This is a genomic window from Rhodococcus sp. SJ-3 (assembly GCF_051918125.1).
GTDB lineage: Bacteria > Actinomycetota > Actinomycetes > Mycobacteriales > Mycobacteriaceae > Rhodococcus.
In genome coordinates this window covers 2,943,143-2,969,004 of record NZ_CM123306.1, presented here as the reverse complement: position 1 = coordinate 2,969,004, position 25,862 = coordinate 2,943,143, and the positions used below count along the sequence as shown (strand labels likewise).

General features: G+C 65.3%; 26 protein-coding genes. 5 read left to right on the top strand and 21 right to left on the bottom strand.

Annotated features, from left to right (window positions below; all coding sequences use genetic code 11):
- Nucleotides 1–18: 18 nt before the first annotated feature.
- Nucleotides 19–786 (bottom strand): alpha/beta fold hydrolase, encoded by a 768-nt coding sequence (locus tag ACTDXD_RS13730; protein WP_440122891.1) that lies wholly within the window; start codon nucleotides 784–786, stop codon nucleotides 19–21.
- Nucleotides 787–819: 33 nt separating this feature from the next.
- Here ACTDXD_RS13730 and ACTDXD_RS13725 point away from each other — a divergent pair, with 33 nt between their 5' ends.
- Nucleotides 820–1,125, top strand: coding sequence for an antibiotic biosynthesis monooxygenase family protein (locus ACTDXD_RS13725; RefSeq protein WP_054713867.1), 306 nt, complete (start codon nucleotides 820–822; stop codon nucleotides 1,123–1,125).
- Entirely contained in the window at nucleotides 1,125–1,658 is a 534-nt protein-coding gene (locus tag ACTDXD_RS13720; RefSeq protein WP_440122890.1) for a DUF1990 family protein, read from the top strand. Before ACTDXD_RS13725 ends, ACTDXD_RS13720 begins: the two co-directional genes overlap by 1 nt.
- Nucleotides 1,659–1,665: 7 nt before the next feature.
- Here the strand turns inward: ACTDXD_RS13720 and ACTDXD_RS13715 are convergent, their stop codons facing one another.
- The 4 genes from ACTDXD_RS13715 to ACTDXD_RS13700 form a co-directional block, all read right to left on the bottom strand.
- Nucleotides 1,666–2,478: a DsbA family oxidoreductase gene (locus ACTDXD_RS13715; RefSeq protein WP_440122889.1), complete on the bottom strand. Its 813-nt coding sequence runs from the start codon at nucleotides 2,476–2,478 to the stop codon at nucleotides 1,666–1,668.
- Nucleotides 2,479–2,533: 55 nt separating this feature from the next.
- Complete coding sequence (locus ACTDXD_RS13710; RefSeq protein WP_440122888.1) at nucleotides 2,534–2,974, bottom strand: OsmC family peroxiredoxin; 441 nt, start codon at nucleotides 2,972–2,974, stop codon at nucleotides 2,534–2,536.
- Nucleotides 2,975–3,083: 109 nt separating this feature from the next.
- Nucleotides 3,084–4,031: a helix-turn-helix transcriptional regulator gene (locus ACTDXD_RS13705; RefSeq protein WP_440122887.1), complete on the bottom strand. Its 948-nt coding sequence runs from the start codon at nucleotides 4,029–4,031 to the stop codon at nucleotides 3,084–3,086.
- A 54-nt stretch (nucleotides 4,032–4,085) separates the two neighbouring features.
- The gene (locus tag ACTDXD_RS13700) at nucleotides 4,086–4,916 is read right to left on the bottom strand and encodes an AraC family transcriptional regulator (protein ID WP_440122886.1); all 831 of its coding nucleotides are present in this window, start codon (nucleotides 4,914–4,916) and stop codon (nucleotides 4,086–4,088) included.
- Nucleotides 4,917–4,975: 59 nt separating this feature from the next.
- On the opposite strand from ACTDXD_RS13700, the gene ACTDXD_RS13695 reads away from it, so the two are divergent.
- Nucleotides 4,976–6,247 (top strand): amidohydrolase family protein, encoded by a 1,272-nt coding sequence (locus ACTDXD_RS13695; RefSeq protein WP_440122885.1) that lies wholly within the window; start codon nucleotides 4,976–4,978, stop codon nucleotides 6,245–6,247.
- Between the two features lie 53 nt (nucleotides 6,248–6,300).
- A complete protein-coding gene (locus ACTDXD_RS13690; protein ID WP_440122884.1) occupies nucleotides 6,301–6,906 on the top strand; it encodes a TIGR03086 family metal-binding protein in 606 nt (201 codons plus the stop codon).
- A gap of 85 nt (nucleotides 6,907–6,991) precedes the next feature.
- Here the strand turns inward: ACTDXD_RS13690 and ACTDXD_RS13685 are convergent, their stop codons facing one another.
- The 16 genes from ACTDXD_RS13685 to ftsH form a co-directional block, all read right to left on the bottom strand.
- Nucleotides 6,992–9,535: an ATP-dependent Clp protease ATP-binding subunit gene (locus tag ACTDXD_RS13685; RefSeq protein WP_440122883.1), complete on the bottom strand. Its 2,544-nt coding sequence runs from the start codon at nucleotides 9,533–9,535 to the stop codon at nucleotides 6,992–6,994.
- 260 nt (nucleotides 9,536–9,795) lie between these two features.
- On the bottom strand, nucleotides 9,796–11,226 hold the full coding sequence (locus ACTDXD_RS13680) for a phospholipase D-like domain-containing protein (RefSeq protein ID WP_440122882.1): 1,431 nt from the start codon (nucleotides 11,224–11,226) through the stop codon (nucleotides 9,796–9,798).
- A gap of 118 nt (nucleotides 11,227–11,344) precedes the next feature.
- Nucleotides 11,345–11,701 (bottom strand): histone-like nucleoid-structuring protein Lsr2, encoded by a 357-nt coding sequence (locus tag ACTDXD_RS13675; RefSeq protein WP_440122881.1) that lies wholly within the window; start codon nucleotides 11,699–11,701, stop codon nucleotides 11,345–11,347.
- A 104-nt stretch (nucleotides 11,702–11,805) separates the two neighbouring features.
- Nucleotides 11,806–13,317, bottom strand: a complete 1,512-nt coding sequence (gene lysS / locus ACTDXD_RS13670) for a lysine--tRNA ligase (protein ID WP_440122880.1) — start codon at nucleotides 13,315–13,317, stop codon at nucleotides 11,806–11,808.
- A 55-nt stretch (nucleotides 13,318–13,372) separates the two neighbouring features.
- Nucleotides 13,373–13,825: a rhodanese-like domain-containing protein gene (locus ACTDXD_RS13665; RefSeq protein ID WP_440122879.1), complete on the bottom strand. Its 453-nt coding sequence runs from the start codon at nucleotides 13,823–13,825 to the stop codon at nucleotides 13,373–13,375.
- A 93-nt stretch (nucleotides 13,826–13,918) separates the two neighbouring features.
- Nucleotides 13,919–14,758, bottom strand: coding sequence for a type III pantothenate kinase (locus ACTDXD_RS13660; protein WP_440122878.1), 840 nt, complete (start codon nucleotides 14,756–14,758; stop codon nucleotides 13,919–13,921).
- Between the two features lie 2 nt (nucleotides 14,759–14,760).
- Nucleotides 14,761–15,195 (bottom strand): aspartate 1-decarboxylase, encoded by a 435-nt coding sequence (panD, locus tag ACTDXD_RS13655; protein WP_440122877.1) that lies wholly within the window; start codon nucleotides 15,193–15,195, stop codon nucleotides 14,761–14,763.
- 39 nt (nucleotides 15,196–15,234) lie between these two features.
- Nucleotides 15,235–16,173, bottom strand: coding sequence for a pantoate--beta-alanine ligase (gene panC / locus ACTDXD_RS13650; protein WP_440122876.1), 939 nt, complete (start codon nucleotides 16,171–16,173; stop codon nucleotides 15,235–15,237).
- On the bottom strand, nucleotides 16,166–17,101 hold the full coding sequence (locus tag ACTDXD_RS13645; RefSeq protein WP_440122875.1) for a Rossmann-like and DUF2520 domain-containing protein: 936 nt from the start codon (nucleotides 17,099–17,101) through the stop codon (nucleotides 16,166–16,168). The genes panC and ACTDXD_RS13645 overlap by 8 nt, the downstream gene beginning before the upstream one ends.
- 137 nt (nucleotides 17,102–17,238) lie before the next feature.
- Complete coding sequence (locus tag ACTDXD_RS13640) at nucleotides 17,239–18,009, bottom strand: DUF6779 domain-containing protein (protein WP_440122874.1); 771 nt, start codon at nucleotides 18,007–18,009, stop codon at nucleotides 17,239–17,241.
- Nucleotides 18,010–18,104: 95 nt separating this feature from the next.
- Nucleotides 18,105–18,581: a DUF3180 domain-containing protein gene (locus ACTDXD_RS13635; RefSeq protein ID WP_440122873.1), complete on the bottom strand. Its 477-nt coding sequence runs from the start codon at nucleotides 18,579–18,581 to the stop codon at nucleotides 18,105–18,107.
- Nucleotides 18,578–19,132: a 2-amino-4-hydroxy-6-hydroxymethyldihydropteridine diphosphokinase gene (folK, locus tag ACTDXD_RS13630; RefSeq protein WP_440122872.1), complete on the bottom strand. Its 555-nt coding sequence runs from the start codon at nucleotides 19,130–19,132 to the stop codon at nucleotides 18,578–18,580. The genes ACTDXD_RS13635 and folK overlap by 4 nt, the downstream gene beginning before the upstream one ends.
- Nucleotides 19,129–19,497, bottom strand: coding sequence for a dihydroneopterin aldolase (gene folB / locus ACTDXD_RS13625; RefSeq protein ID WP_440122871.1), 369 nt, complete (start codon nucleotides 19,495–19,497; stop codon nucleotides 19,129–19,131). The genes folK and folB overlap by 4 nt, the downstream gene beginning before the upstream one ends.
- Complete coding sequence (gene folP, locus ACTDXD_RS13620) at nucleotides 19,490–20,314, bottom strand: dihydropteroate synthase (RefSeq protein ID WP_440127643.1); 825 nt, start codon at nucleotides 20,312–20,314, stop codon at nucleotides 19,490–19,492. Before folP ends, folB begins: the two co-directional genes overlap by 8 nt.
- Before the next feature lie 56 nt (nucleotides 20,315–20,370).
- Nucleotides 20,371–21,024, bottom strand: coding sequence for a GTP cyclohydrolase I FolE (gene folE / locus ACTDXD_RS13615; RefSeq protein WP_440122870.1), 654 nt, complete (start codon nucleotides 21,022–21,024; stop codon nucleotides 20,371–20,373).
- Between the two features lie 56 nt (nucleotides 21,025–21,080).
- A complete protein-coding gene (gene ftsH / locus ACTDXD_RS13610) occupies nucleotides 21,081–23,615 on the bottom strand; it encodes an ATP-dependent zinc metalloprotease FtsH (protein ID WP_440122869.1) in 2,535 nt (844 codons plus the stop codon).
- Nucleotides 23,616–23,850: 235 nt separating this feature from the next.
- Between ftsH and ACTDXD_RS13605 the strand changes: the two genes are divergently transcribed.
- Nucleotides 23,851–25,857: a protein kinase domain-containing protein gene (locus ACTDXD_RS13605; protein ID WP_440122868.1), complete on the top strand. Its 2,007-nt coding sequence runs from the start codon at nucleotides 23,851–23,853 to the stop codon at nucleotides 25,855–25,857.
- Nucleotides 25,858–25,862: the final 5 nt, after the last annotated feature.

Below are 25,862 nucleotides of genomic sequence, written 5' to 3'. Positions count from 1 at the left end.
ACCGACATGATTGATGCGCTAACCCGCCCTGAAGGACCGGGCTTGCGCGCTACGTTCTCCGGTCAAGAACTGCTCGACCGCCGCGCGATACTCGTCGGGTTTGTCGTCGTGGACCAGATGCCCGGCACCGGCGATACGGACGTACTCGGTGCCGGGTCGGCTACTCATCTCTTGCATCTGTCCTTCGGGGGTGATGGTGAACTCGCCCTCGATGAGCAGGGCGGGGACACGAATCGAGTGCCATTCGTCCCAGAAGGCGCGGGTGCCCCATTCCTCCGAGATATCGCGGAACGTCGCGACCTCACCGTGCAGATGCCAGCCGTCGTCGCGGCGGTCGAACGAATCGAGAAAGTACTGTCCGGCCACCGGGCCGAAGAAGTCGATCACCGCCTGCTCGGTGGGGAACGGCTGCGGCCACTGCTCTACCATCGCGGCCCAGTTCGCCGCCGTACGTCCCCGGAAGTCCGGGGCCATGTCCTCGAGCACCAGCGCCGCCACACAGTCGGGATGCGCGGCGGCGAGGCACCACGCATGCAGCGCGCCCATCGAATGCCCGATGACGACGAGCGGTTCGTCGAACTTCTCGAGATGGGATGCCAGATCCGCAACGAAGGCGCCGGTGGTGAGCTCTGCGGGCGCGGGGCGTCCGTGCCCCGCCGCATCGAACGTGTGGACGTGGCCGTGCTCGCGTAGCCACGGCACGTGGGTACGCCAAGTGCGCGCGCTCCCCATCAATCCGTGCAACAGCAGGATCGGACGTCCGTTACCACCCTCGTCGTGCAACACAATCGCCCAAGGTAGCGGAGTAGGCTCGCGCGCATGGCAGTCGTGAAGATCAACGCAATCGAAATCCCCGAGGGCGCAGGCCCCGAGCTGGAGAAGCGGTTCGCCAATCGCGCGCACACCGTCGACAACTCCAAGGGCTTCCTCGGATTCCAGCTCCTCCGCCCGACTGCGGGCGAGACCCGCTACTTCGTCGTCACCCAGTGGGAGACCGAAGAGGACTTCGCTGCATGGCGTGACGGCGACGCGCGAGCCGCGCACGCGGGCGAGGCCAAGAAGCCCGTTGCGTCGGGCGCATCGCTGCTCGAGTTCGAAGTCGTCCTCGACGTCAAGAAGTCCTGATGTCCGTGCCCGGTGAATCCGGGCGTGAGTTCACCTATCCCGATGTGGGCGCAGGCCGGGGAAGTGTTTCCCCGGCCGGCTATCGGTCGCTGGAGATGACGCGTGAACTGGGCACCGGCGACCAGATTTTCGATACCGCGTCCCGGCGGCTGTTCGGCTGGCACATGCATCGCGCCGCCGGTATCCGGGTGGCGCACGGCACGCCGGGTCCCACTCCCGGACTCGATGTACGCCTCGAATGGGGCATCGGGCCCATCCGAGCGACGGCCTGGTGCCGGGTGGTCGACGTCATCGACGAGCCCGGTCGTCGCGGTTTCTCGTACGGCACGTTGACCGGGCATCCCGAGAGCGGCGAAGAGACTTTTCTCGTCGAACGTGGCACCGACGGGAACGTCACTACCCGGATCACTGCTTTTTCGCGTCCGGCACGCTGGTACACCCGGATCGCGGGGCCGCTCGGTCACCTGCTGCAACGCCGAGTCACGCAACGCTATCTCGACGGGATCACCGACGATCTGCCTCGCCTGATGTGACGGTCGCTCACACCGCGCAGGTGTCTCCCTCACATCCGTCCGCATCGGCGGCGATCGGATCTGTGGTGGGTTCTGCACTGTCGGCGTCGGCGATCGCGCGTTCGAGCAATGCGCGGAACACGTCCTCCGGCTGGGCTCCCGACACCGCGACCGCGCGGTCGGCGACGAAGAACGGGACACCGGTGACACCGAGCTGCCGGGCCTCCAGGAGGTCGGCTCGGACGGCATCGGCAGCAGCGTCGGACTCGAGATCGGTGCGGATCTCATCCGCATCCAGTCCCACCGACGCGGCGATACGCACCAGCTCCTCACGATCGTCCACAATCTTGCCGTCGACGAAATGCGCACGGAACAGTGCCTCGAGCAGTTCGTCGCGCTTGTCGCCGGCGAGGTGCAACAGACGGTGTGCGTCGAAGGTGTTCGCCGCGATCACCGTGTCGAATTCGATGTCCAGCCCGACCTGCGCGGCAGTGGCGGACACCTGGGCGAACATGTGCCGAACCTGTTCGGCGGGCATGCCCTTCATCTCGACCAGCGCCTCGATCTCGGGCTTCCTCAGGCCCGCGGGCGTCTCGGGTGCGAGCTGATACGACCGCCACGTCACCGTGACCCGGTCGCGCTGCGGGAAATCAGCGAGGGCTGCGGAAAATCGGCGCTTGCCGATGTAGCACCACGGGCAGGCAATGTCCGACCAGATCTCGATGTGGGCGGTGGGAAGGGTTGTATCGGCAGTTACGTTCACGAGTCGAACAACGGCAAGGCAGCCGCGGATTGTTCCCGATCCGCGAAGCTCGACGTCGCGCGACGCCGGTGCCCACATCGAACGGACGCTGCACCGCCGCCGAGAGACGCCGATTCTCGGCAGCGGCGCAGGGTCAGGATTCGAGTGCCGCGTCGAGCGTGATCTCGACACCCGTCAGCGCGCGGCTCACCGGGCAGATCTCTTTCGCTGTCTGCGCGGCCTTCTCGAAGCCCGCGGCGTCGAGGCCGTCGACTTCACCGCGGACGGTCAGCTTGATTCCGGTGAGTCGGAACCCCATCTCGGGGTGCGGACCGAGCGACACGTCGGCCCTGACCTCCAGGCTCTGCGGGGTGCCTCCGGCTTCGGCGATCATCGCGGACAACTGCATCGCGAAACACGTCGAGTGGGCCGCTGCGATCAGTTCTTCGGGGCTCGTCACACCGTCGGCGTCCTCGGCCGAGCGCCGTGGGAACGACACATCGAATGTGCCGCGTCCCGAGCTGGTCAATTCGACCTGGCCCGACCCGTCCTCGAGTCCACCGTTCCATGCGGTCCGTGCACTCCGTGTCGGCATTGCTGCTCCCTCCATCCGGCGCGAAACTAACAGTCTGGCCCGAACCTACGCCGATGCGTGCGCCGCAGTCTCCGGTTCGCGGACAATCGGCGAAAGCTCCACCGCCCGGTCATCGGTGACGAGCCGATAGCTTCAGCGCCTGCATGCGGATCTCGTCGCGCAGCGTCTGCGGTGCCAGAAGTTCGGCGTCGTCACCGAGTTGCCACATCACCGCTCCTGCGTGGCCCGAACCCCCGAACTCGACCTCGGTGAGACACCACCGTTCGTCTTCCGCAGGGAGTTCGGCTACCGAGATCGCGACCGCAGCGAGTTCGTCTCGGCGACTCGCGCGCACCTTCACGGTGGCGGAGACAGTGGACATACCCGCGCGGAATCGAGCCCTTCTGCGCTGCCAGATCTCGGCGAGATCGACATCTTCCGGTCGCTCGGCCTTGACGTCGAGCACTTTCACCTCATCGATACGCGAGAGCCGATAGGTGCGTTCGTCACCGCGGTGCAAGGCCACCAGGTACCACCGACCGGCAGCGCTGACGACACCGATCGGGTCGACGGTCCGCCACCCGGCGTCCCGGTCGCGCGGACGGTACCGGATTCGTAGGCGCACACCGTCGAAGACCGCCTGTTGCACCGCGCCGAGGTGGGGATCGACCGGTGGGTCCGTGATCCATCCCGACCCGGTGACCAGAATCCGTTCCGATGCCCGGATGGCCGCCGTGCGCCCTGCCTCGGGCAACGCGTCGGTGACCTTCCGCATCGCGGCGGCGAACGCGGGAGCCATGCCGAGGGCCGCCGTGTCGGCCGAGGTGCTCGCGGCGAGCAGCGCGGTTGCCTCGTCGATCGTCAACCCGGTGAGGTCGGTGGTGAAACCGGGCAGCAACGCGAAGCCTCCGGCACGGCCGCGTTCCGCATACACCGGGATGCCGGCCGACGACAGCGCCTCGACGTCACGCAGGACGGTCCGTACCGAGACCTCGAGTTCGCGGGCGATAGCCGGGGCGGTCATCCGGCCCCGGTTTCTGAGCATCAACACCAGCGAGAGCAGCCGTTCAGCGCGCATCACCGAATCATGGCACCGAAACCTGACACGAAGTGTCGTGTTTGCTTCTCGAGGTCAGGACCGTTCGGTTGCGCTGCGGTGCCGGTACGACGACGGGGACTGCCCGCAGAAGTCACTGAAGGCCCTGGCGAACGAACTACCGTTGTCGAATCCGACGGCGCGGGCGGTTTCCTGAACAGACTGCTCCGGCGACGCGAGGAGCGCCATCGCGCGCAGCATCCGAGCCTGGAGTAGGTAGCTGCGCCATGACATCCTGACGTGCTCGTCGAACAACCGCCGCAAGGTGCGTTCGGAGACCGACACTGCGCGTCCGACCTCACCGATGGTGACGTCGTGGAGATTCGCCTTCGTGAACGCCATCGCCTCGTGCACGACGGGATGGTCCGACATCGGAAGGCTCAGGAGCGCTTCGTCGGAGTCGATGGCGTCGAGGACGAGACCGCCTAGGGTCGCGAAGAAGCGCTCTGCCGCGGCGTCGTCGGACAACCTGCCGACTGGCCATCGCTGCGCGTAGATGATCATTTCGCGGATGAGGGGCGAGACGTCGAGGACGGCGGCGCGTTCGCCCTGGAATCGCACCAGTTCCGGATCGAACATCACGGCGATCGAGCGGACTCTGGGGCTCATGGTCGCCTGGTGCCGCAATCCCGCCGGTATCCACACCGCTTGCTGAGGTGGCAACAGATAGTGGGTGGTCGCGGTCTCCACTTCGACCACACCGCCGACGGCGTACTCGATCTGGTGCATGTCGTGGCTGTGCCAGTCCGTCACGAGGCTCCCGCCCTCGTAGAGGTAACTTCCGGCGGTTATCGCCGCACTGCGACGCAGACTCTTGAGGTTGTCCGATCCTGCACGATGCATGGCCGATTGCGTAGAGACGGTCATGCTTATGAACGGTACAACAGGAGTAACCGCAATGTGACGAGCAGCACCCAGGAGTGAATATGCAACTCGACGACATGATTCTCGTGAGCATCGATGACCACGTGGTCGAACCACCCGACATGTTCGCCCGCCACGTCCCGGCCAAGTACAGGGACGAAGCACCCAAGGTCATCGTCACCGAGCAAGGGGTCGACCAGTGGGTCTACCAGGGGAAGCCGACAGGGGTCAGCGGACTCAACGCGGTGGTGTCGTGGCCCGCAGAAGAATGGGGTCGCGATCCCGCGCGGTTCGCCGAGATGCGCCCCGGCGTGTACGACATCCACGAGCGCGTACGCGACATGGACCGCAACGGCATCGTCGGTTCCATGTGCTTTCCCACGTTCACCGGTTTCTCGGCACGCCACCTGAACCAGCACCAGGCCGAGGTGACCATCGTGATGGTGCAGGCCTACAACGACTGGCACATCGACGAGTGGTGCGGTGCCTACCCCGATCGGTTCCTGCCGCTCGCCCTCCTGCCCACGTGGAACGTGCCTGCGATGTGCGACGAGATCCGACGCGTCGCGGCCAAGGGCTGCCGCGCCGTCACCATGCCCGAACTCCCCCACCTCGAGGGACTGCCCAGCTACCACGACATCGACTACTGGGGCCCGGTCTTCCAGACCCTGTCCGACGAGGGCGTCGTGATGTGCCTTCACATCGGTTCGGGGTTCGGCGCCATCTCGATGGCGAAGGATGCGCCCATCGACAACCTGATCGTGCTCGCTACCCAGATCTCCGCCATCGCGGCGCAGGATCTCCTGTGGGGCCCGGCCATGCGTTCCTACCCGGACCTGAAGTTCGCCTTCTCCGAAGGCGGCATCGGCTGGATACCCTTCTTCCTCGACCGCTGCGACCGGCACTACACCAACCAGCGCTGGCTCCGTCGCGACTTCGGCGGCAAGCTGCCCAGCGAGGTCTTCAAGGAGCACTCACTCGCCTGCTACGTCACCGACCCCACCGCGCTCAAGCTGCGTCACGAGATCGGCATCGACATCATCGCGTGGGAGTGCGACTACCCCCACTCCGATTGCTTCTGGCCCGATGCGCCGGAGAAGGTACTCGGCGAGCTCGAGGCCGCGGGCGCGACCGACGCCGAGATCGACAAGATCACCTGGCAGAACTCGTGCCGCTTCTTCAACTGGGACCCGTTCTCGAAGGTCGAACGCAAGGACGCGACCGTCGGAGCGCTGCGAGCCAAGGCAACCGACGTGGACGTGTCGATCCGATCCCGCGCTGAATGGGCAAAGCTCTACGAGGCGAAGCACAAAGACTCCGTGACAGCGGGGTGAATTCGTCCGAATCGATCGAAAATACCTGACAGAGGGTGTCGTGTTCGGCATCCATGCTGTGTGTCATGACCACGATGCAGACAGACCCTCGCCCCATGTTTCGCGAAGCACTCGATTGGGTGGCCGGACTCATCGACGGAGTCCGGCCCTCCCAGTTCACCGACCCCACCCCGTGCCCTGAGTTCGACGTGAGCTCCCTCATCGGGCACCTCCTCTCCACCGTCGACCGAGGCCGCGTCATCGGCGCAGGCGGCGACCCGCACACCGTGCCCGAGGCCCGCGATGAGCCCGCCGAGGGATGGGTCGCCGCGCTGCGCACGAGCGCCGACCGGTACTGGGAGGTGTGGAACGACGACGCGATGCTCGACACGGTGGTCACCGCCCCCTGGGGCACCTTCCCCGGACGCGCCGCGGTCCTCATCGCGCTCAACGAAGCACTCGTGCACGGTTGGGACCTGGCGGTGGCAACGGGTCAACCGGCGGAGGCCGACCCGGCCCTGGCCGATGCAGCTCTCGGCATCATGCAGCGTGCACTCCCCGAGACCCCGCGGGGCGGACCCGTCCCATTCGGCCCGGTGGTGGAACCCACTCCTGCCGCAGGAGCAACCGAACGCCTCGCCAACTGGTCCGGACGACCGACCGCTGCGTGGAAGAACTGACGCCTGAACCAGCTGCCCAGCGATCTGCAACGCCGAGGGGCGGCACTCCGGATGGAGTGCCGCCCCTCGGCGTCTACGCGCGTTGTTACTGGGCTTCCGCTTCGCCCTCGCCGCTCTTCGCGAGCGCCACCGCCGGGGTGTCGGGCACCTCGGCCGGCTTCTCACTCGCCGCGAAGGTGAACTTCGCGTTCTCACCGGAACCTTCGCCGTCCCAGCCCTCGACGTCGACCAGGACGATGTGGCCTGCACCGATCTCGCCGAAGAGGATCTTCTCGGAGAGTTGATCCTCGATCTCACGCTGAATGGTGCGACGCAGCGGGCGGGCGCCGAGCACCGGATCGAATCCTCGCTTGGCCAGCAGAGACTTCGCCTTCTCGGTGAGTTCGATCCCCATGTCCTTGTTCTTGAGCTGGGTCTCGACACGACCGATCATCAGGTCGACCATCTCGATGATCTGTTCCTGCGTGAGCTGGTGGAACACGATGATGTCGTCGATACGGTTGAGGAACTCCGGGCGGAAGTGCTTCTTCAGCTCGTCGTTGACCTTGTTCTTCATCCGCTCGTAGTTCGACTGGTCTCCCTTGCCGGAGCTGAAGCCAAGGCCGACAGCCTTCGAGATGTCCGACGTACCGAGGTTCGACGTGAAGATCAGCACCGTGTTCTTGAAGTCCACCGTGCGACCCTGACCGTCGGTCAGGCGACCGTCTTCGAGGACCTGCAGGAGCGTGTTGTAGATCTCCTGATGTGCCTTCTCGATCTCGTCGAACAGCACGACGGAGAACGGCTTGCGGCGGACCTTCTCGGTGAGCTGGCCGCCCTCTTCGTATCCGACGTATCCGGGAGGCGCACCGAACAGGCGCGACGCGGTGAAGCGGTCGTGGAACTCGCCCATGTCGATCTGGATGAGCGCGTCGTCCTCGCCGAACAGGAAGTTCGCGAGTGCCTTGGACAGCTCGGTCTTACCGACACCGGACGGGCCGGCGAAGATGAACGAGCCGGAGGGCCGCTTCGGATCCTTGAGGCCGGCGCGCGTACGACGGATGGCCTTCGCGACTGCCTTGACGGCGTCCTCCTGGCCGATGATCCGCTTGTGCAGCTCTTCCTCCATACGGAGAAGACGGGTGGTCTCCTCCTCGGTGAGCTTGAACACGGGGATGCCGGTCCAGTTCGCGAGCACCTCGGCGATCTGCTCTTCGTCGACCTCTGCCACGACATCAAGATCGCCTGCACGCCACTGCTTCTCGCGCTCGGAGCGCTGTGCGACGAGCTGCTTCTCCTTGTCGCGCAGGCTCGCGGCCTTCTCGAAGTCCTGCGCGTCGATCGCCGATTCCTTCTCCCGGCGCGCGTCGGCGATCTTGTCGTCGAACTCGCGCAGGTCCGGCGGCGCGGTCATCCGGCGGATACGCATCCGAGCGCCCGCCTCATCGATGAGGTCGATCGCCTTGTCCGGCAGGAAGCGATCGTTGATGTAGCGGTCGGCGAGGGTCGCCGCAGCCACGAGCGCCTTGTCCGAGATCGAAACGCGGTGGTGCGCCTCGTAGCGGTCGCGCAGACCCTTGAGGATCTCGATGGTGTGCTCGACCGTCGGCTCACCGACCTGGACGGGCTGGAAGCGACGCTCGAGCGCTGCGTCCTTCTCGATGTACTTGCGGTACTCGTCGAGAGTGGTCGCGCCGATCGTCTGCAGTTCACCGCGAGCGAGCTTCGGCTTGAGGATCGATGCGGCGTCGATCGCGCCTTCTGCTGCACCCGCGCCGACGAGCGTATGCAGCTCGTCGATGAACAGGATGATGTCGCCGCGGCTGTTGATCTCCTTGAGGACCTTCTTGAGGCGTTCCTCGAAGTCACCGCGGTACCGGCTGCCTGCGACGAGAGAACCCAGATCGAGCGTGTAGAGCTGCTTGTCCTTGAGGGTTTCCGGAACCTCGCCGTTGACGATCGCCTGAGCCAGACCCTCGACCACGGCGGTTTTGCCGACGCCGGGCTCACCGATGAGCACCGGGTTGTTCTTGGTGCGACGGGACAGCACCTGCATGACCCGCTCGATTTCCTTCGCACGACCGATGACCGGATCGAGCTTGCCTTCGAGAGCGGCCTGCGTGAGGTTCCGGCCGAACTGGTCGAGCACGAGCGACGTCGACGGGGTGCCGGCCTCGCCGCGGCTGGTGCCGGCCTCCTGCGGTTCCTTGCCCTGGTAACCCGAGAGCAGCTGGATGACCTGCTGGCGGACACGGTTCAGGTCGGCGCCGAGCTTCACGAGCACCTGAGCTGCCACGCCTTCGCCCTCACGGATGAGGCCGAGGAGGATGTGCTCGGTACCGATGTAGTTGTGACCGAGCTGCAGCGCCTCACGGAGGCTGAGCTCGAGCACCTTCTTGGCACGGGGAGTGAACGGGATGTGCCCGGACGGGGCCTGCTGTCCCTGGCCGATGATCTCCTCGACCTGACTGCGGACACCTTCCAGGGAGATCCCCAACGACTCGAGCGACTTCGCCGCCACGCCCTCACCCTCGTGGATGAGGCCCAGGAGGATGTGCTCCGTGCCGATGTAGTTGTGGTTGAGCATCCTGGCTTCTTCTTGAGCCAGGACAACGACGCGCCGCGCGCGATCGGTGAACCTTTCGAACATCGCACTCCCTCACACTCTCGGCCGACGGATCCGGTACGAGGTTGTCCCGGACCCCGGCAGCCGCTCTTCGCTCCGGCACTCGAGTCGTTCACATCGAACCAGCGAAGGTTCCACGATCCCACTCGACACTCTAGTTGGCGTGAATTCCACCCGCTTCCCCTCCACCCCGGAAGGGGGTAGCGGAAAACACGACTACAAGAGGTAACGCTGCACGTGACGCATACGTTTCCGCAACCTGTACGCCAGAAGCGAACAGGTGGTCAGCGAGTGAGAACCTGTTGGATCAGCCGAGCTGCACTCTTCGGTGCCCGCTCCGGATCCATGAGCGCGTTCTCCGCGAGGGGACTGCCCTCCTCTCCAACCGTACCCGGTCGGAACGGACGCAGGGAACGGCCCGAACCCCGCAGGCGCTCGATCGCTGCGAGCAACGACCCCTCTTCCTCCACGGCCCGGTCCCAGGTCTGCGCATCGACGTCGAGGTGCTCGCAGAGAAGTCTGCTGCGCAGGTCTGCCGCTGCGCGAGAGACGGGATCGCCTGCACGAGCGGCTTCGAGTGCAAGATCGCATTCGGTGTCGAATCCCATGGACCGGTTGTTGAGGTTCGACGATCCGATCCGTACCAGGGTGTCGTCCATGACGACGACCTTCGCGTGCACATAGATCGGTCTCCCGGCCTCGGTCACCGGGTAGTAGGCCTCGAATCTGCCGTGGACATCAGCGGCCCACAGCAGATGCAACAGAGAACGCCTGGCACCGTCCATCGCCTTCTGCTCGAGCCAGCCCTCCGCATTGCGGGGTATCACGAGCACGATCTCGGGGCCGTCGTCCTCACGCAGCCTCGCGGCGAGTGCTTCCGCGATCGTGCGGGACGCCAGATACTGGCTCTCGAGGTACAGACTGCTCCGGGCATCCGCGATCACCGCGAGATAGAGCGCCTCGATCTCGTGGATGCCCTCACGGCCGCCGTACTCGGGCAGAGTTCTGGCGATCGACACGTCGATGTCGGTGACCGAGGGCGCGAGCCCGTCAGGCCAGATTGCGTCACGAGGACCGACGGGGTCGAGATCCACCCCTGTTGCCGAATGCCATCGCGCACGCGCCTGGTCGCCGAGTGCGCGTGCGGCCGCGCCGTCCACCGCGGCGGTGACGTCGTGCCAGGGACCGTAGCGTCGCCCGTTCGGCTCACGTCGATATCGACTGTGGTCGGGGTGATCGGAAGTGTCCCACCGGTCGACGGTCATGTCGATGCCGCCGCAGAATGCCAGCGTGTCGTCGATGACGATGATCTTCTGGTGATGGGCTGCGCCGACCGGGTGGGCGCCATCCATTTCGAAATGCACCCGCGGGCCGGTGAGCCAGTCGAGGACGAACACCGGCGTCATGCCCCTGCCTATCGCTGTGAGCGCACCGATGTTCCATTTGAGGAGGTGGATGTCGAGGTCCGGATTCTGCTTCGGGAGCCATTTCAGAAATGCGCCGAGCCGGTTCGGCCCCTCCAGCGTACGACCGCCTGGTTCGAACTTGATCCGGGTATCGAAATCCCATCCGATCAGCATGATGCGTTCGCGCGCCTGCAACATCGCCGATTTCGCGTGACGAAAATAGTCTGCTGCCTCGACGATGAAGGTGAGGCGATCGGCGTGCTCCGTCCTCCAGCATGTTTCCCCCGGCACCAGCACACGTTCGGCCATGAGCAGAGATGTTACGCCGGAAGACACCGGAGACAATGCACGCGAACGAAATGCGACAGCACCGTCGGTGTCCGCTGCTGCGGACCCCGACGGTGCTGTACAGCCTGAGCCGAAAAACTCAGTGCGCGTTGTTGTACTGCTCGATGATGTCGGCCGAGATCCGCCCACGCGCGGAGACCTGGAGATCGTTGTTTCGCGCCCATTCACGGATAGCAGCAGTTTGCTCGCGATCCGTTGTTCCCCGCGACGACTTGCTCGCCGCCGGTGCACTTTGTACGACTTTGCTGCGCTTCCGGCCGCCGACCTTACGGGCGTGCTGAATCCAGTACTCCAACTGTTCCCGCAACGCTGCCGCATTGTCTTCCGACAGATCGATCTCGTAGGTCACGCCGTCGAGTCCGAACTCTACCGACTCGTCTGCCGCCGATTCCTGGTCGACATCGTCGATAAGTGTGACGGTGACCTTCTTTGCCATGTGCTGGAAACCCTCTCCATCAAGAAATGCGCTTTCCCCCCACGGGACCAGACCACAATACCGCGCAATTAACGCATGTCTATACCGAAAGGTTTCGGACCTATTCAGCGAGTGGTCGGACGAACAATGGGGAAGAGGATAGTTTCCCTGATTCCCAGACCGGTCAGCGCCATCAGCAGCCGATCGATTCCCATCCCGGTTCCCGTGGTAGGAGGCATTCCCTGTTCCATAGCGGCGAGGAAATCCTCGTCGAGAGCCATTGCCTCGTCATCGCCCTCGGCCGCGAGACGTGCCTGATCCACGAACCGCTCGCGCTGAATTACGGGATCGACGAGTTCCGAATATCCGGTGGCAAGCTCGAAACCGCGCACATAGAGGTCCCATTTTTCCGTGACTCCGCGCACAGTGCGGTGATCACGAGTAAGCGGCGAGGTCTCGACCGGAAAATCGCGGACGAAAGTGGGCTCGTTCAACTGGTCGCTACACGTGTGCTCCCACAGCTCTTCCACAAGCTTGCCGTGGCCCCATCCCTTACCTTCGGGAATTTCGAGCCCCACCTTGCCTGCCAGAGCGGTCAATTCCGCGATCGTAGTGTCGGGTGTGACATCGGTTCCGATCGCCTGCGACAACGACGGGTACATTTCGAGGACTTTCCATTCCCCGCCGAAGTCGTATTCGGTGCCGTCCGCAAGAGTGACGACGTGGCTGCCGAACACAGCGAACGCGACCTCCTGGATCATCTCGCGAATCATCCTCGCGGAATCGTCGTACGTACCGTAGGCCTCGTAGGTCTCGAGCATCGCGAACTCCGGTGAATGCGTGGAGTCGGCACCCTCATTACGGAAATTGCGGTTGATTTCGAAGACCTTGTCGATGCCGCCGACCACACAACGCTTGAGGAACAGCTCGGGCGCGATACGCAGATACAGGTCGATGTCGAGCGCATTCGAATGCGTCACGAAGGGGCGTGCGGCAGCACCACCGTGCAGCGTCTGGAGCATCGGCGTCTCGACCTCGAGAAATCCGCGGCGCTCGAGCGCATTTCGAACCTCACGCACGACCTCGACGCGCATCCGAGCGTTCTTGCGGGCCTCCGGGCGGACGATCAGATCGACATAGCGCTGCCGAACCCGGGATTCCTCGTTCATCTCCTTGTGCGCGACAGGCAGCGGTCGCAGCGCCTTCGACGCCATCGTCCAAGAATCGGCCATGACGCTGAGTTCGCCGCGCTTGGAGCTGATCACTTCACCGTGCACGAACACGAAATCACCCAGGTCGACGAGCGCCTTCCACTCGGCGAGGGACTCCTCCCCCACGGCGGCGAGACTGACCATCACCTGCAGCTGGGTTCCGTCGCCTTCCTGCAGGGTGGCGAAGCACAGCTTGCCGGTGTTGCGCATGAAGATCACACGTCCGACCACACCGACCTGCACACCGGTCGCTGTGTCCGGTTCGAGGTCGGGGTACTCGGCACGAATCTCCGCGAGCGTGTGCGTGCGCGGCACGACGACGGGATACGCATCCTTGCCTTCGGCCAGGAGCCGTTCGCGCTTGTCGCGGCGGACCCGGATCTGTTCGGGGGTATCGTCGGGCTGCTGAACGCTGGCATCACTCACGGGTAACCAGACTATCCGAGAGCGCCACGTCACAACGTCGCAGCCGCACAGTTCCTCAGTGCGCTGTGACGCGCTCCACGTCGGCGAGGATGTGATGGGCCTGGGTGACGGCCTGAACCATCCGGGCCGCCAGGATCGCGTGGTAGCCGCCCGCCATGTGGGAGACACGACGCAGACCCCGCTGTTGCAGGCTCGCGACGAGACGGTGTGAATCGGTGCCCTCAGCTGATACCAGGATCCACTCGACATCCAGGTCGACGGCGACGGCCAGACGGCCGGGATTCGCGGGGTCGAGTCGGGCTGTGACCAGCTCCTCGGAGATCGCGAGGGCGCCGGGCAGGGTGCCCTGAGCATCGCGCTGAGCCGTGCTGCGGACATCGACGATCACCGCGCCGCGAGCAACGGCGGCAGCCAGCTCTGTGGGATAGGTGCGCTCGACGGCAAGCGGCAGAAGCGCAACCGGAGCGGAGGGCGATGAAGAAAAGGACGAGACAAGCGCAGCGCGCATGAGAAAACTCCCAGGAAGGTGTTATCGATCGAGGCGGACGTCAGCCTCGACAACACTCCTGGGCACACATGCGGCAGATCACGAGGGACATTCTTACACAGAATCGCGGCGCGCGGAAGCCTCGGCGGCTCCCCGCCTCGAGGCACGCCGTTCCTGATTCCGCTCGTAGACCAACCTCAGTCCTTCGAGGGTCAAGTCCGGTTCGTGATGCTCGAGCAGACGCGATTCCTCCATGATCAGCGGGGCACTGTCGCCGGTGGCAATCACCACGACGTCGTCACCGCCGAATCCGGGGACCTCCGTGCACACACGGCCGACGAGCCCGTCGACCATGCCGGCAAAGCCGAAAACCGCTCCGGATTGCATGCATTCGACAGTGTTCTTGCCGAGCACCGCACGCGGCCGCACGAGTTCGACCATGCGCAATGCCGCCGATTGCGACGCCAGTGCGTCCATCGAGATCTCCACCCCGGGCGCGATGCAGCCACCGAGGAACTCGCCCTTCGCGGACACCACGTCGACGCAGGTCGACGTACCGAAGTCGACGACAATGCAGGGGCCGCCGTAGAAATGGTGGGCGGCAAGACTGTTGACGATCCGGTCTGCGCCGACCTCCTTCGGATTGTCGACGAGCAGCGGAACACCCGTACGGACACCGGGTTCGACCACCACATGAGGTACCCGATCCCAGTACCGGGCGAGCATCACCCTCAACTCCCGCAACACCGACGGGACCGTCGACAGCGCAGCGACACCGGTGATCTGCTCCACGTGATCACCCAGCAACCCACGGAACGCGAAAGCGAGTTCGTCCGCGGTCATCCGCGAATCGGTGCGAATCCGCCAATCCCGCAGCAGTTTTGCGTGCGAACCGCTGCCGGTGAAAAGGCCCAGAACGATGTTGGAATTCCGGACATCGACAGCCAGGAGCACCGCTACACCATCGATGCGTCGAGAGTCGACAGCATCCGCGGGGTGATCAGACCGGACCCCTCGGGTGCGTGCGCGGGGTCGCTGCCCAGTTCGACCTGGCGGTTCTCCGCATCGACGAACACGACACGCGGCGCGTAATCCTTGCATTCCTGTTCGTTCATCACGCCGTAGGCAATGAGAATGACCAGGTCGCCGGGGCTCACGAGATGCGCTGCAGCGCCGTTGATCCCGATGACACCAGATCCACGCTCGCCGGCGATGACGTACGTCTCGAGACGGTTGCCGTTGTCGATGTCGACGATGCACACCTGCTCACCTTCGAGCAGATCCGCCGCGTCCATCAGATCCTGGTCGACCGTCACCGAACCGACGTAATGCAGGTCGGCGTGCGTCACCGTTGCGCGGTGGATCTTCGACTTCATCATGGTGCGAAACATGTCGATCCTCAGTTTCTTTCTTCTCGTCGTGAACTCGCGTCAGCGAGCGAGCAGGTCGTCTTCGGCATCAGGATCGACCGGACCGGTCGCCCGTTCGAGGAAGCCGGTCCCGACCGCGACCCCCACGTTGTCGATCAAACGGGTGGAGCCCAGTCGTGCGGCCACGAGCAGCCGACCGTCGCCTCGCTCGGGAGCTTCGCCGAGGTCGGCTCCGCGCAACTCCAAGTAGTCCACCTCGATTGCAGGTGCGGAGGCCAGCACGTCGTGCGCCGCCGACAGGATCGCGTCGGCGCCACCGGCAGCGGCATGCGCGCCCGCGACGAGCGCCGCGGACAGGACGGTGGCGATCTCTCGCTGGTCGGCGTCGAGGTAGCGGTTGCGCGACGACAGCGCGAGGCCGTCGGATTCACGGACCGTGGGCACACCGATGATCCGAACGTCGAAGTTCAGGTCGGTCACCATCTGGCGGATCAACGTGAGCTGCTGATAGTCCTTCTCGCCGAAGAACGCGCTGTTCGGTCCGACGATCTGCAGCAACTTCGCGACGACCGTGAGCATTCCTGCGAAATGCGTCGGGCGCGATCCGCCTTCGAGCTCGGCACCGAGTGGACCCGGATGGATCATCGTGCGGCGCCCGGCCGGGTACATCGCGGCGACGGACGGGACGAACACGAGTTCCACTCCGGCTTCGCGCAGCAACTCGACGTCCGCGTCAACGGTGCGCGGGTATGCGTCGAGGTCTTCGTTCGCACCGAATTGCAATGGATTGACGAAGATCGACACCACCACGACCGCGCCGGTCAGCTTGGCCTGCCGCACGAGTTCGAGGTGCCCGGTGTGGAGTGCACCCATTGTCGGTACGAGGGCCACGGTACGACCGACGCCGCGCAGCGCCTTCGTGACCTTCGTCAAGGCAGCCGGGTCGTGGTGCACGGTCAGTTCGCCGCGCACGTATCCGCGCTGTTCCGTTTCACTCACCGTGATCAGCCCCTTCGAGGATTTCCATCAGTTCCGGCTTCGAACCGGTGCGCTGTGCAGATCTCAACGACAGAGCGCGGTATCCCGCGGCGATCTGCGGATCGACGTCCTCCAGCACACGCAAGTGTGTGGCCACCGCGTCGGCGTCGCCGCGTGCCACCGGGCCGGTCAGGGCCGCCGGACCGCGCCGCAGGACGTTGTCGAGTGCTGCGGTGAGCAGCGGCGCAATGACACGCTCGGCGACTCCGCCGGGCTCGGCATCGACGAGTTGCTGGCCGAGGAGTTCGTCCCCTGCAAGTGCGGTCCGCAGGGCTTCGACGGCGTCGGACACCAGTGTGACCAGATGATTGCTGCCGTGAGCGAGAGCCGCGTGGTAGAGCGGGCGCATCGCCTCGGACACCCGGACCGGTTCACCGCCGATCTCGATGACGAGCGCCTGCGCAATCGCGTAGCCGACCTCGTCGGCGGCGGTGATCCCGAAGCACGTCGACGACAGACGTGCTGTGTCCTCGTCGTGGCCGGTGAAGGTCATCGCGGGATGGATCGCGAGCGGAGTTGCTCCGACTCCGGTCAGCGGCGCGAGGATCTCGATGCCGTGGGCACCGGAACAGTGCGCGACCAATGTTCCACGGCGCACGACCCCGGTGGCTGCAAGGCCGGAAACCAATCCGGCGAGCTCCGAATCAGGCACTGCCAGCAGGAGCAGATCGCATCTGCCCGCGACTTCGTCGACAGGCAGGATCTGAGACTCCGGCAGACGCGTGTGGGCGCGATGCTTGGACGCTTCGGACACTGCCGAACAGGCAACGACAACGTGGCCGGCACGTTCGAGCGCCGCTCCCAGTGCGGTTCCGACACGCCCTGCGGAAACGATGCCCACGGACAGCCGGGCAGGGGCAGGCGCGTTTGTGATCCCGAAGGAAGTCACGGGGGTCCTCTCGTTCGTTCCAGTCCCGCGCGGCGGGTACCAGACGTTCTGCACGACAATAGCGCGCGGCCTTTGTGACAGGCCATGGAGAAGCGGCGTGATCTACACCTCACCGAAGAGGCCCACAGGCGCGGTTCTCAGCGATCCGACGACAGGTTCGCCAGGATTTCAGCGACGGACCGTCCCTGTGCGTGGCTGCCGGACGCCTCCGCGTCACGGCGACGACGAGCCCGTCGCCCCGCCGGTATACCCGGTGTGTCCGACTTCCCGGCTGTGGCTTCGGCATCAGCTGTGGCTTCGGCATCATCGGACTCGGCCGCTCGGTCCGCATCCGACTGCTCGGCACCGGACGTCACGATCTCGGTCTCCGCCGTCAACGGCTCGTCGTCGGGCGATGCAAATGCCGGACCGGAGGGGCTCGGGGCGTTCACCCGGGGCGCACTGTCGAGTTCGCGGACGGACTCGCCCTCCAGCGCGAGACCGTCGTCGGGGAGCTTCCCGTCGAACAATGCTTCGAGGCTGCGGCGCAGCGCCGCGAGTTCGGTTCGCAGTGCGGTCATTTCGTCGGCGTCGATCCGGAGCTCGGATCGGACCTTCTCCTCGACCCCCAACTCGTATTCGCGGCGTGCCGAGATCTCGCGGTCGAGCTGCAACTCGTACACGGTCTTGAGGTCTTCCGCCTTGGCCTTGTCGAGCGCCGATTCCCGGCGGTATTTCGTCATTGCGATGGCTCCGACGACCGCGCACCACAAGGCGACGACCACAGCGATCCGTAGCATCTGAACGCTGTCGCTGAACACGAGTAACAACGAGGCAACCATCGCGAGCGCAAGCAGCCCGGCGACGATGACCGAGCCGGAACTGCGCCACGGCCGCCGATCCTTACTCTCTCGCCCCCGGGACACCATGATTACCAGGGTACTGGCCGACGCTCTGCCGGGCCTGACATCACCGCGACACCCAGTCGAATTGCGACGTTCGGCCCGCTGGGCCGAACGCACCGTCAGGTCGCGGGCTCGGACGGCTCGTCCGGATCCTCGGGTGTGCGGCAACAATGTTCGAGCCACAATGCTGCCGCGACGAGCACGACACCCGCGATCGCACCGACGATCACTCCCGAAGTGTCTTCGGACGCCGCCTGCACCGTGCCTCGCTGCGGCAGGAGATACAGCAGAAAGCCCACCCACACTCCGGCGCTTGCCGCACCGACGAGCGCAGACGCCTTCGCCAGCGCCACCGAGCGTGCCGCGGTGATGGGATGCAACTGGCGAGGTCCGTCGCCGAGCTGATGGTTGTTCACCCGCGAGCGGATCATGAATGCGAGCACCGCTTCGAGGGCAGCCACCGGATACAGCGATGCACCGGCATAGACCGGGATCGGCGGCAACGAACCGTACATGGTGCGGATCAGCAACCACGCAACCACCGCAGCGAGCAGCCCGAGAGCCAGCAGGTCGCGGATTCGCGTCGCTTTCATCATGGGCGATCCCCGGGATCGTCCTCCGCGCCCGGCGCATGATCGATCAGCGAGAGGTCGGTGCGGTGCACGCCGTCGCGTTCGGCCTCGTCGAGGTCCGAGAGCCAGTCCGAGATCGGTCGGGTGTGCCCATTCGCGGCGAGACTCGCAGCCGGTTCGACGTCGAGCCAGGGCACCAGGACGAAGGCACGCTCGTGTGCGCGAGGATGCGGCAGCAACAACTCGGGATCGTCACTGCGCACCTCCCCCGCATCGGTCCGGCAGACGACGACATCGACGTCGAGGCTTCGAGGGCCCCAATGCTGCGCTCGGACGCGAGCGGCAGCAGCTTCGAGTTCGCGTCCCAGCGTCAGCCAGTCGTACTCGTCGAAACCGTCGTCCTCGGCGACCACGACGGCGTTGAGGAAATCCTGTTGCTCGACACCACCCCACGGCGCAGTGGAGTACACACTCGACACCGCGCATACTCGCGGTCCAAGGGCGTCGACAACGGTTTTCAGATGCGCGAGCCGGTCTCCGAGGTTGGAACCGATCGACAGCACCGCGCGACTCATTCGGAGCCCCGGGTCCGATCGACCACCACCGCCACATCGGTGAAGGTCAAGGGGATCGGCGCCGACGGCTTGTGCACGGTCACCTCCACTCGCGTCACCCGGCCATCAGCCAGGACGCTGTCTGCGATCCGGCCGGCCACTGTCTCGATGAGATCGTGCGCAGGGCCGGCGACGATCGCGGCGGCCCGCTCGGCGAGTCCCCCGTAATCGAGGGTGTCGACGAGATCGTCGCTGGCTCCGGCCGGTGCCAGGTCCAGCCACGCGACGATGTCGATGAAGAAGTCCTGCCCGTCACGCTTCTCGTGATCGAACACCCCGTGGTTGCCGCGAACCTTCAGCCCGCGCAGCTCGATGCGATCACCCACCGCGTACACCTTCCGCACTGCCTCGTTGCCATGCCCGGACCACGGCGAGCGCATCGCGACTCGCCTGCACATCGTGTACTCGCACACCCCACGCACCGTGTGTCGCAGCGAGGGCCGAAACGACCGCGGTCGCGACCTCGCGCCCATCCGGCGAGCGCACCGCCCCATCGGGTGCGGCGAGCAGCGACCCCAGGAATCGTTTGCGCGACGCACCGATCAGCACCGGGAGTCCGAGTTCGGTCAGCTCGGGTAGTCGATGAAGGAGTTCCCAATTGTGATCGGGGTTCTTCACGAATCCCAGACCGGGATCGAGGACGAGGTTCTCGCGCGCGACTCCCGCCGCGAGTGCAGCATCGACCTGGGTGAGGAGTTCGTCGCGAACCTCGCGCACCACATCGTCGTAGTGGGTGCTCCCTCCGGCGTGCACGAACTCGCCGGTGGGTCGCCAGTGCATCAGAATCCACGGGACTCCCGCCGACGCCACAACCGACGCCATGTTCGGATCCGCCCGGCCTCCCGATACGTCGTTGACGATCGTCACCCCGGCTTCGATGGCAACGGCGGCAACGGACGCGCGCATGGTGTCGACGCTGGTGGCGATCCCGGCCGCAGCCAGCGCCTCGATGACAGGCGCGACGCGTGCGGCCTCGATCTCGGGGTCGACCCGGGCCGCGCCAGGACGAGTCGATTCGCCGCCGACATCGACGATGTCGACTCCGAGTTCCCTGAGCTCGAATCCGCGGGCGATCGCGGTGTCACGATCGAGATAGCGCCCTCCGTCGGAGAAGGAGTCGCTGGTGACGTTGAGTACGCCCATCACGATGGGCCACTGTGCGTCCCGCACGAGGGGCCACTGTGTGTCCGTATGGATGCTCACCGGCGCAGGATGAGATCCAGGGCTTCTGCGCGAGACGCCGAACTCGTCTGGAACAACCCGCGCACCGCGGATGTCGTGGTGCTCGCTCCCGGCTTCCGGATACCGCGCATCGCCATGCACAGGTGCTCGGCTTCGACGACGACGATGGCGCCGCGCGGCTCGAGCTTGCGCACGAGTGCGTCGGCGATCTGACTCGTCAGACGTTCCTGCACCTGCGGTCGCTTCGCGTAGAGGTCGACGAGACGGGCGAGTTTCGACAGTCCCGTCACGCGACCGGTGGGCCCGGGGATGTAGCCGACGTGGGCGACACCGTGAAACGAGACCAGGTGGTGCTCACACGTCGAGTACATCGGAATGTCGCGCACCATGACGAGTTCCTGGTGGCCTTCGTCGAAGGTGGTGTTGAGGACCTCGTCGGGAACGGTGAACAGTCCGCTGAACACCTCGCGGTAGGCCCGTGCGACACGAGCCGGGGTGTCACGCAGCCCTTCGCGCTCGGGGTCCTCGCCGACAGCGATGAGCAGTTCCCGCACGGCTGCTTCGGCCCGGGCCTGATCGAAGGGCCGACCCGACGACAGACTCAACGACTCAGTGTCGTCATGGTTGCCCGAGGTACGACTCGCCTCCGTATTGAGGTGATTCACCGACACCCGACGTCCTCCACTTTCTGGATGTGATCTGGGAACTACGCTGTTTCCGCGCGAGCTCAGCGGTGGCCTGCCGGCCCGTCCCACGGTTGCGTGGGGGGAGGCTCGGGAGGTGTCCGGCCGTCGTCGTCGCGCTGCGGGTCGGGGTCGCCGCCTGCGCCGCTCACGCCGTCCGCGTTGCCCTGCTGTGTCCAGTCGGGGTAGCCCCGCTGATAGACGCCGCCGGACTGGTCCTGCGGCTGGTTCGGCCGATCTTGCGGAGGCCATCCGGGCGCCGACCAACCCGCGGGAGCACCGTAATCGGGGCGGGTCGCGTGCCGGGGGCCGCCCGTGTACTGGTCGGCAGCCGGAGGGAAGCCCGGCATGGGTTCCGACGCGGGTGCCGGTTGCGGAGCCTGGTAGCCGTTGCCCTGACCGGACGGCTGCTGCGGCTGCTGATGCGGTGCCGGACCGGGCGCCTGCGGAGGCTGTCCCGCAGCCGGCTGTCCGAACAGCTGCTGGGTCGGAGCAGGACCGGTGGACTGAGGCGCCTGACCTGCGGGCTGCTGCGGCTGCTGGTACGGCTGCTGCTGCGGTGGCGGCGGGAACTGCTGCGGTTGCTGCGGCACCTGCGGCTGTTCCTGCGGCGCGGGCTTGGTCAGCGACGGCGGCTCCGGCGGCCACGGCTCGCCGCGTTCCTTGGCGAGTTCGCCGGGAGTCTTGATCGGCGGCTTGTCCGACGGCACACGATCACCGAAATCATTGAATGTCGTGATCCGGGGACGTTTCTCGACCGTAGCGAGAATCCGTTCGAGGTCCTTGCGGGTGAGCGTCTCGTGCTCGAGCAGTTCACCTGCGATGAGGTCGAGTGCGTCGCGATACTGGTTGAGAATCGACCAGGCTTCCGTGTGCGCAGCCTCGATCAGGTTGCGCACCTCCTCGTCGATCTCGCGTGCGATCTCATGCGAGTAGTCGGACTGCACGCCCATGGATCTGCCCAGAAACGGATCGCCCTGTTCCTGGCCGTAGCGGACGGCTCCGAGCTTCGCACTCATGCCGTACTCGGTGACCATCGCGCGGGCGATCTTGGTCGCTTGGTCGATATCGGATGACGCACCGGTGGTGGGCTCGCGGAACACCAGTTCTTCCGCGGCTCGGCCACCCATTGCCATGACGAGCCGCGCGATCATCTCCGAGCGTGTCATCAGGCCCTTGTCGTCCTCGGGCACTGTCATCGCGTGTCCGCCGGTACGGCCACGAGCAAGGATCGTGACCTTGTAGACGGGTTCGATATCGGGCATCGCCCACGCTGCGAGTGTGTGTCCGCCTTCGTGGTAGGCGGTGATCTTCTTCTCGTGCTCGCTGATGATCCGGCTCTTACGACGGGGGCCGCCGATCACGCGGTCGACAGATTCTTCGAGGATCGCCTCGGTGATGACGGTGCCGTTCTCACGGGCGGTCAGCAACGCAGCCTCGTTGACGACGTTCGCGAGATCCGCGCCGGACATACCTACGGTGCGCTTCGCGAGGCCTTCGAGGTCGGCATGCTGGTCGATCGGCTTGCCCTTGGAATGCACCTGGAGGATCGCGCGACGCCCGGCCAGATCGGGATTGCTGACGGGGATCTGCCGGTCGAAGCGACCGGGACGCAGCAGGGCGGGATCGAGGATGTCCGGGCGGTTCGTGGCCGCGATGAGGATGATTCCCTGGCGGTCGCCGAAGCCGTCCATCTCCACCAGCAATTGGTTGAGTGTCTGCTCACGCTCGTCGTGCCCGCCGCCGAGTCCTGCGCCGCGCTGACGGCCGACCGCGTCGATCTCGTCCACGAAGATGATGCACGGCGAATTCTGCTTGGCCTGCTCGAAGAGGTCGCGTACGCGCGAGGCGCCGACACCGACGAACATCTCGACGAAGTCGGAGCCGGAGATCGTGAAGAACGGGACTCCCGCTTCACCTGCGACCGCGCGGGCGAGCAGGGTCTTGCCGGTGCCGGGAGGTCCGTACAGAAGTACGCCCTTCGGGATCTTCGCGCCCAAAGCCTGGTAACGAGCAGGGTTCTGCAGGAAGTCCTTGATCTCGTAGAGCTCTTCGACGGCTTCGTTCGCGCCTGCGACGTCGGCGAAGGTCGTCTTCGGCATGTCCTTCGACAGCTGCTTGGCCTTCGACTTACCGAAGCCCATCATGCCGCCACGGCCGCCACCTTGCATCCTGCTCATCACGAAGATGAACACACCGAGCAGGATGATCATCGGCAACACGAACAGCAGAATCGACGTCAGCCAGCTCTCCTGGGTGACCTGCGTGTCGAATGATTCGGCATCGGATGCAGCGACCTTGTCGAAAACCTGCTCGGAGGCCGAGGCCGGGTACTTCGCGAGGATCTCGGTCGAGCCTTCGGTCGAGTCGTTACCGCTGTCGAGCCACAACCTGACCTGCTGCTCACGGTCGTCGATCTGCGCTTGCTTGACGTTGCCTGCGTCGAGCTGCGCGATCGCGACGGACGTATCGACCTTTGTGAAGCCGCGCGTGTCGTCGCCGAAGTAACTGAAGGCGTAGATGACCAACAGGATGCCGAGGACTATCCCCAGATTACGAAACACTGTCTTGCGGTTCATACAGGTTCGGCCGGGCCGGCCGGTCCTTTCGATAGTGGCGTCAGCAATGTGGTCGTTGTGGCGCTTCCCAGACCCGTGACCAATCGGGCACCGCAAGGTTACCGCGTGGCGCTGCCAGGACGTCCCTGCGTGGTCGGCCTACTATGTCAACGCGCGCGATCATGCCGGGGTTCCCTGCCTTTCCGGCTGTGCGTTGTGCCGTATCCGATGCGGCGGCATGTGGGAAAATCGAGCAATGGACACGCGGGACCCGGACCCGGTTTCCGAGACGGCAGCTGCCGACATCACAGTTCGTGACGCCACGCGGGTTTCCGAAAGGACACGACCCGCGGAGACCACCCGCGCGGCCGAATCCGTGCCGGTTGATCTCACCGCGACAGCACAAACACTCCCGGACATGCTGGACTCCGGCGACCCCATCACGCTCGACGACGTGGAGGCCGGACAACGCATCGACGACTTCGACCTGCTCACAGCGCTCGGAACCGGCGCATTCGGACGCGTGTTCCTCGCACGGCAGCAGTCGATGCAACGTCTCGTCGCGGTGAAAGTGTCGCGGAACAGCGGAAACGAGGCACAAACCCTCGCCCAGCTCGACCACGACTACATAGTGCGGGTCTTCGACCAGCGAATTCTGCCCGATCACGGATTACGTCTGCTGTACATGCAGTACATGCCCGGTGGAACTCTGCTGCGCGTGCTGCACAAGGTGCGACAGACACCTCCCGAGCAGCGGTCCGGTCGTCTGCTGCTCGATTGCGTCGATGGAACCCTTCAGGCAAAGGGCGAGATCAGACCGTCCGAATCACCCGTTCGAGAGCGTCTCGCGGGCCTGACGTGGCCCGAGACCGTGGCGTGGCTGGGTCGGCGTCTCGCCGAGGCACTCCACTACGCCGAGAGCCGCGGTGTGCTGCACCGCGACATCAAACCGGCGAACGTGCTGTTGACCGCCGAGGGAGTGCCCAAGCTGGCGGATTTCAACATCAGCTTCGCCGAAGCGGTGGACAGCTCGCCTGTCGCCTATCTCGGCGGCTCGATTGCATACATGTCCCCCGAACAACTCGAGGCATGCCATCCCCATCTGCCCCGCAGCGCCGCCGACCTCGACACCCGCAGCGACATCTACGCGCTCGGCGTGATGTTGTGGGAATTGCTCACCGGAAGCAGGCCCGGGGCCGATCACGGCGCGCGCGCCGCGGAGGCGCCCACGATGGACGCGCTCGACGCAATGCTGCTCGGTCGCCGCGCACCTCCGGACGGCGACGCTCTCGCACAGTTGCCGAGTGATTGCCCGCAGACTCTGCGTCGCGTGCTCGCACGGTGTCTCGCACCCGAACCCGCCGAACGGTGGGCTTCCGGCGCCGAACTGGCGCAGCAGTTCGACCTCTGTCTCGACGCACGCGCCCGCGAACTCGTGGACCCGCCGCCCGAGAGCTGGCGGGCGCGACTGCGCCGACCGGTCGTCCCGTTGATGATCGCGGCAGTCGGTCTACCCAATGTCCTGGGGGCCCTCTACAACTTCCAGCACAATCGGAATCTGATCGTCGGAGCGCTGTCGCCGGACGCACAGCTTCAATTCCAGAACATCGCGCTGATCATCAACGCCGCGGTTTTTCCCCTCGGCGCACTGGTGATCGTCTACCTCTCGCGACGACTGATCACCGTGCCCCGGGGACTGCGCCGCGGACGTCAGTACGACGCCGCCGAACTCGCGCGTGCACGGCATGACGCACTGCTCATCGCCGACCGCATCACGGCGGTGGTGATGATGCTGTGGGTGCTGTCGGGAATCTTGTTCCCGGTGATCATGGAGTCGGTGTCGGGAGCGCTCGACAGCAGGGCGATCACCCATTTCGTCACGTCGATCGTCGTGTGCGGAACGATCGCCGTGGCGTACCCGTTCTTCTTCGTCTCGTTCTACATGGTGCGGTCGATCTACCCGGCGTTCCTGTCCCACGGCGCGACCGACACCACCGATGCCCGCGAACTCGAAGGTCTGCACCGTCGCAGCATTCGGTATCTCGCCGTCGCGGCGGCAGTGCCCCTCGTCGCAGTCGCGGGGTCGACGTTCCTCACGGTCGACGAGATCGCCCAGGTCCAGCCCGCGGTGCGTGTGCTTTCCATGGGCAGTATCGCCGCATTCGTGTTCGTGTACTGGCTGTTCCGGCTCATGGAGCAGGATCTGGAGGCGCTACAGCGATCGGTCGCGGTCCGTCCGGACCACCGCTTCTCGCCGCAGTAGTCTCA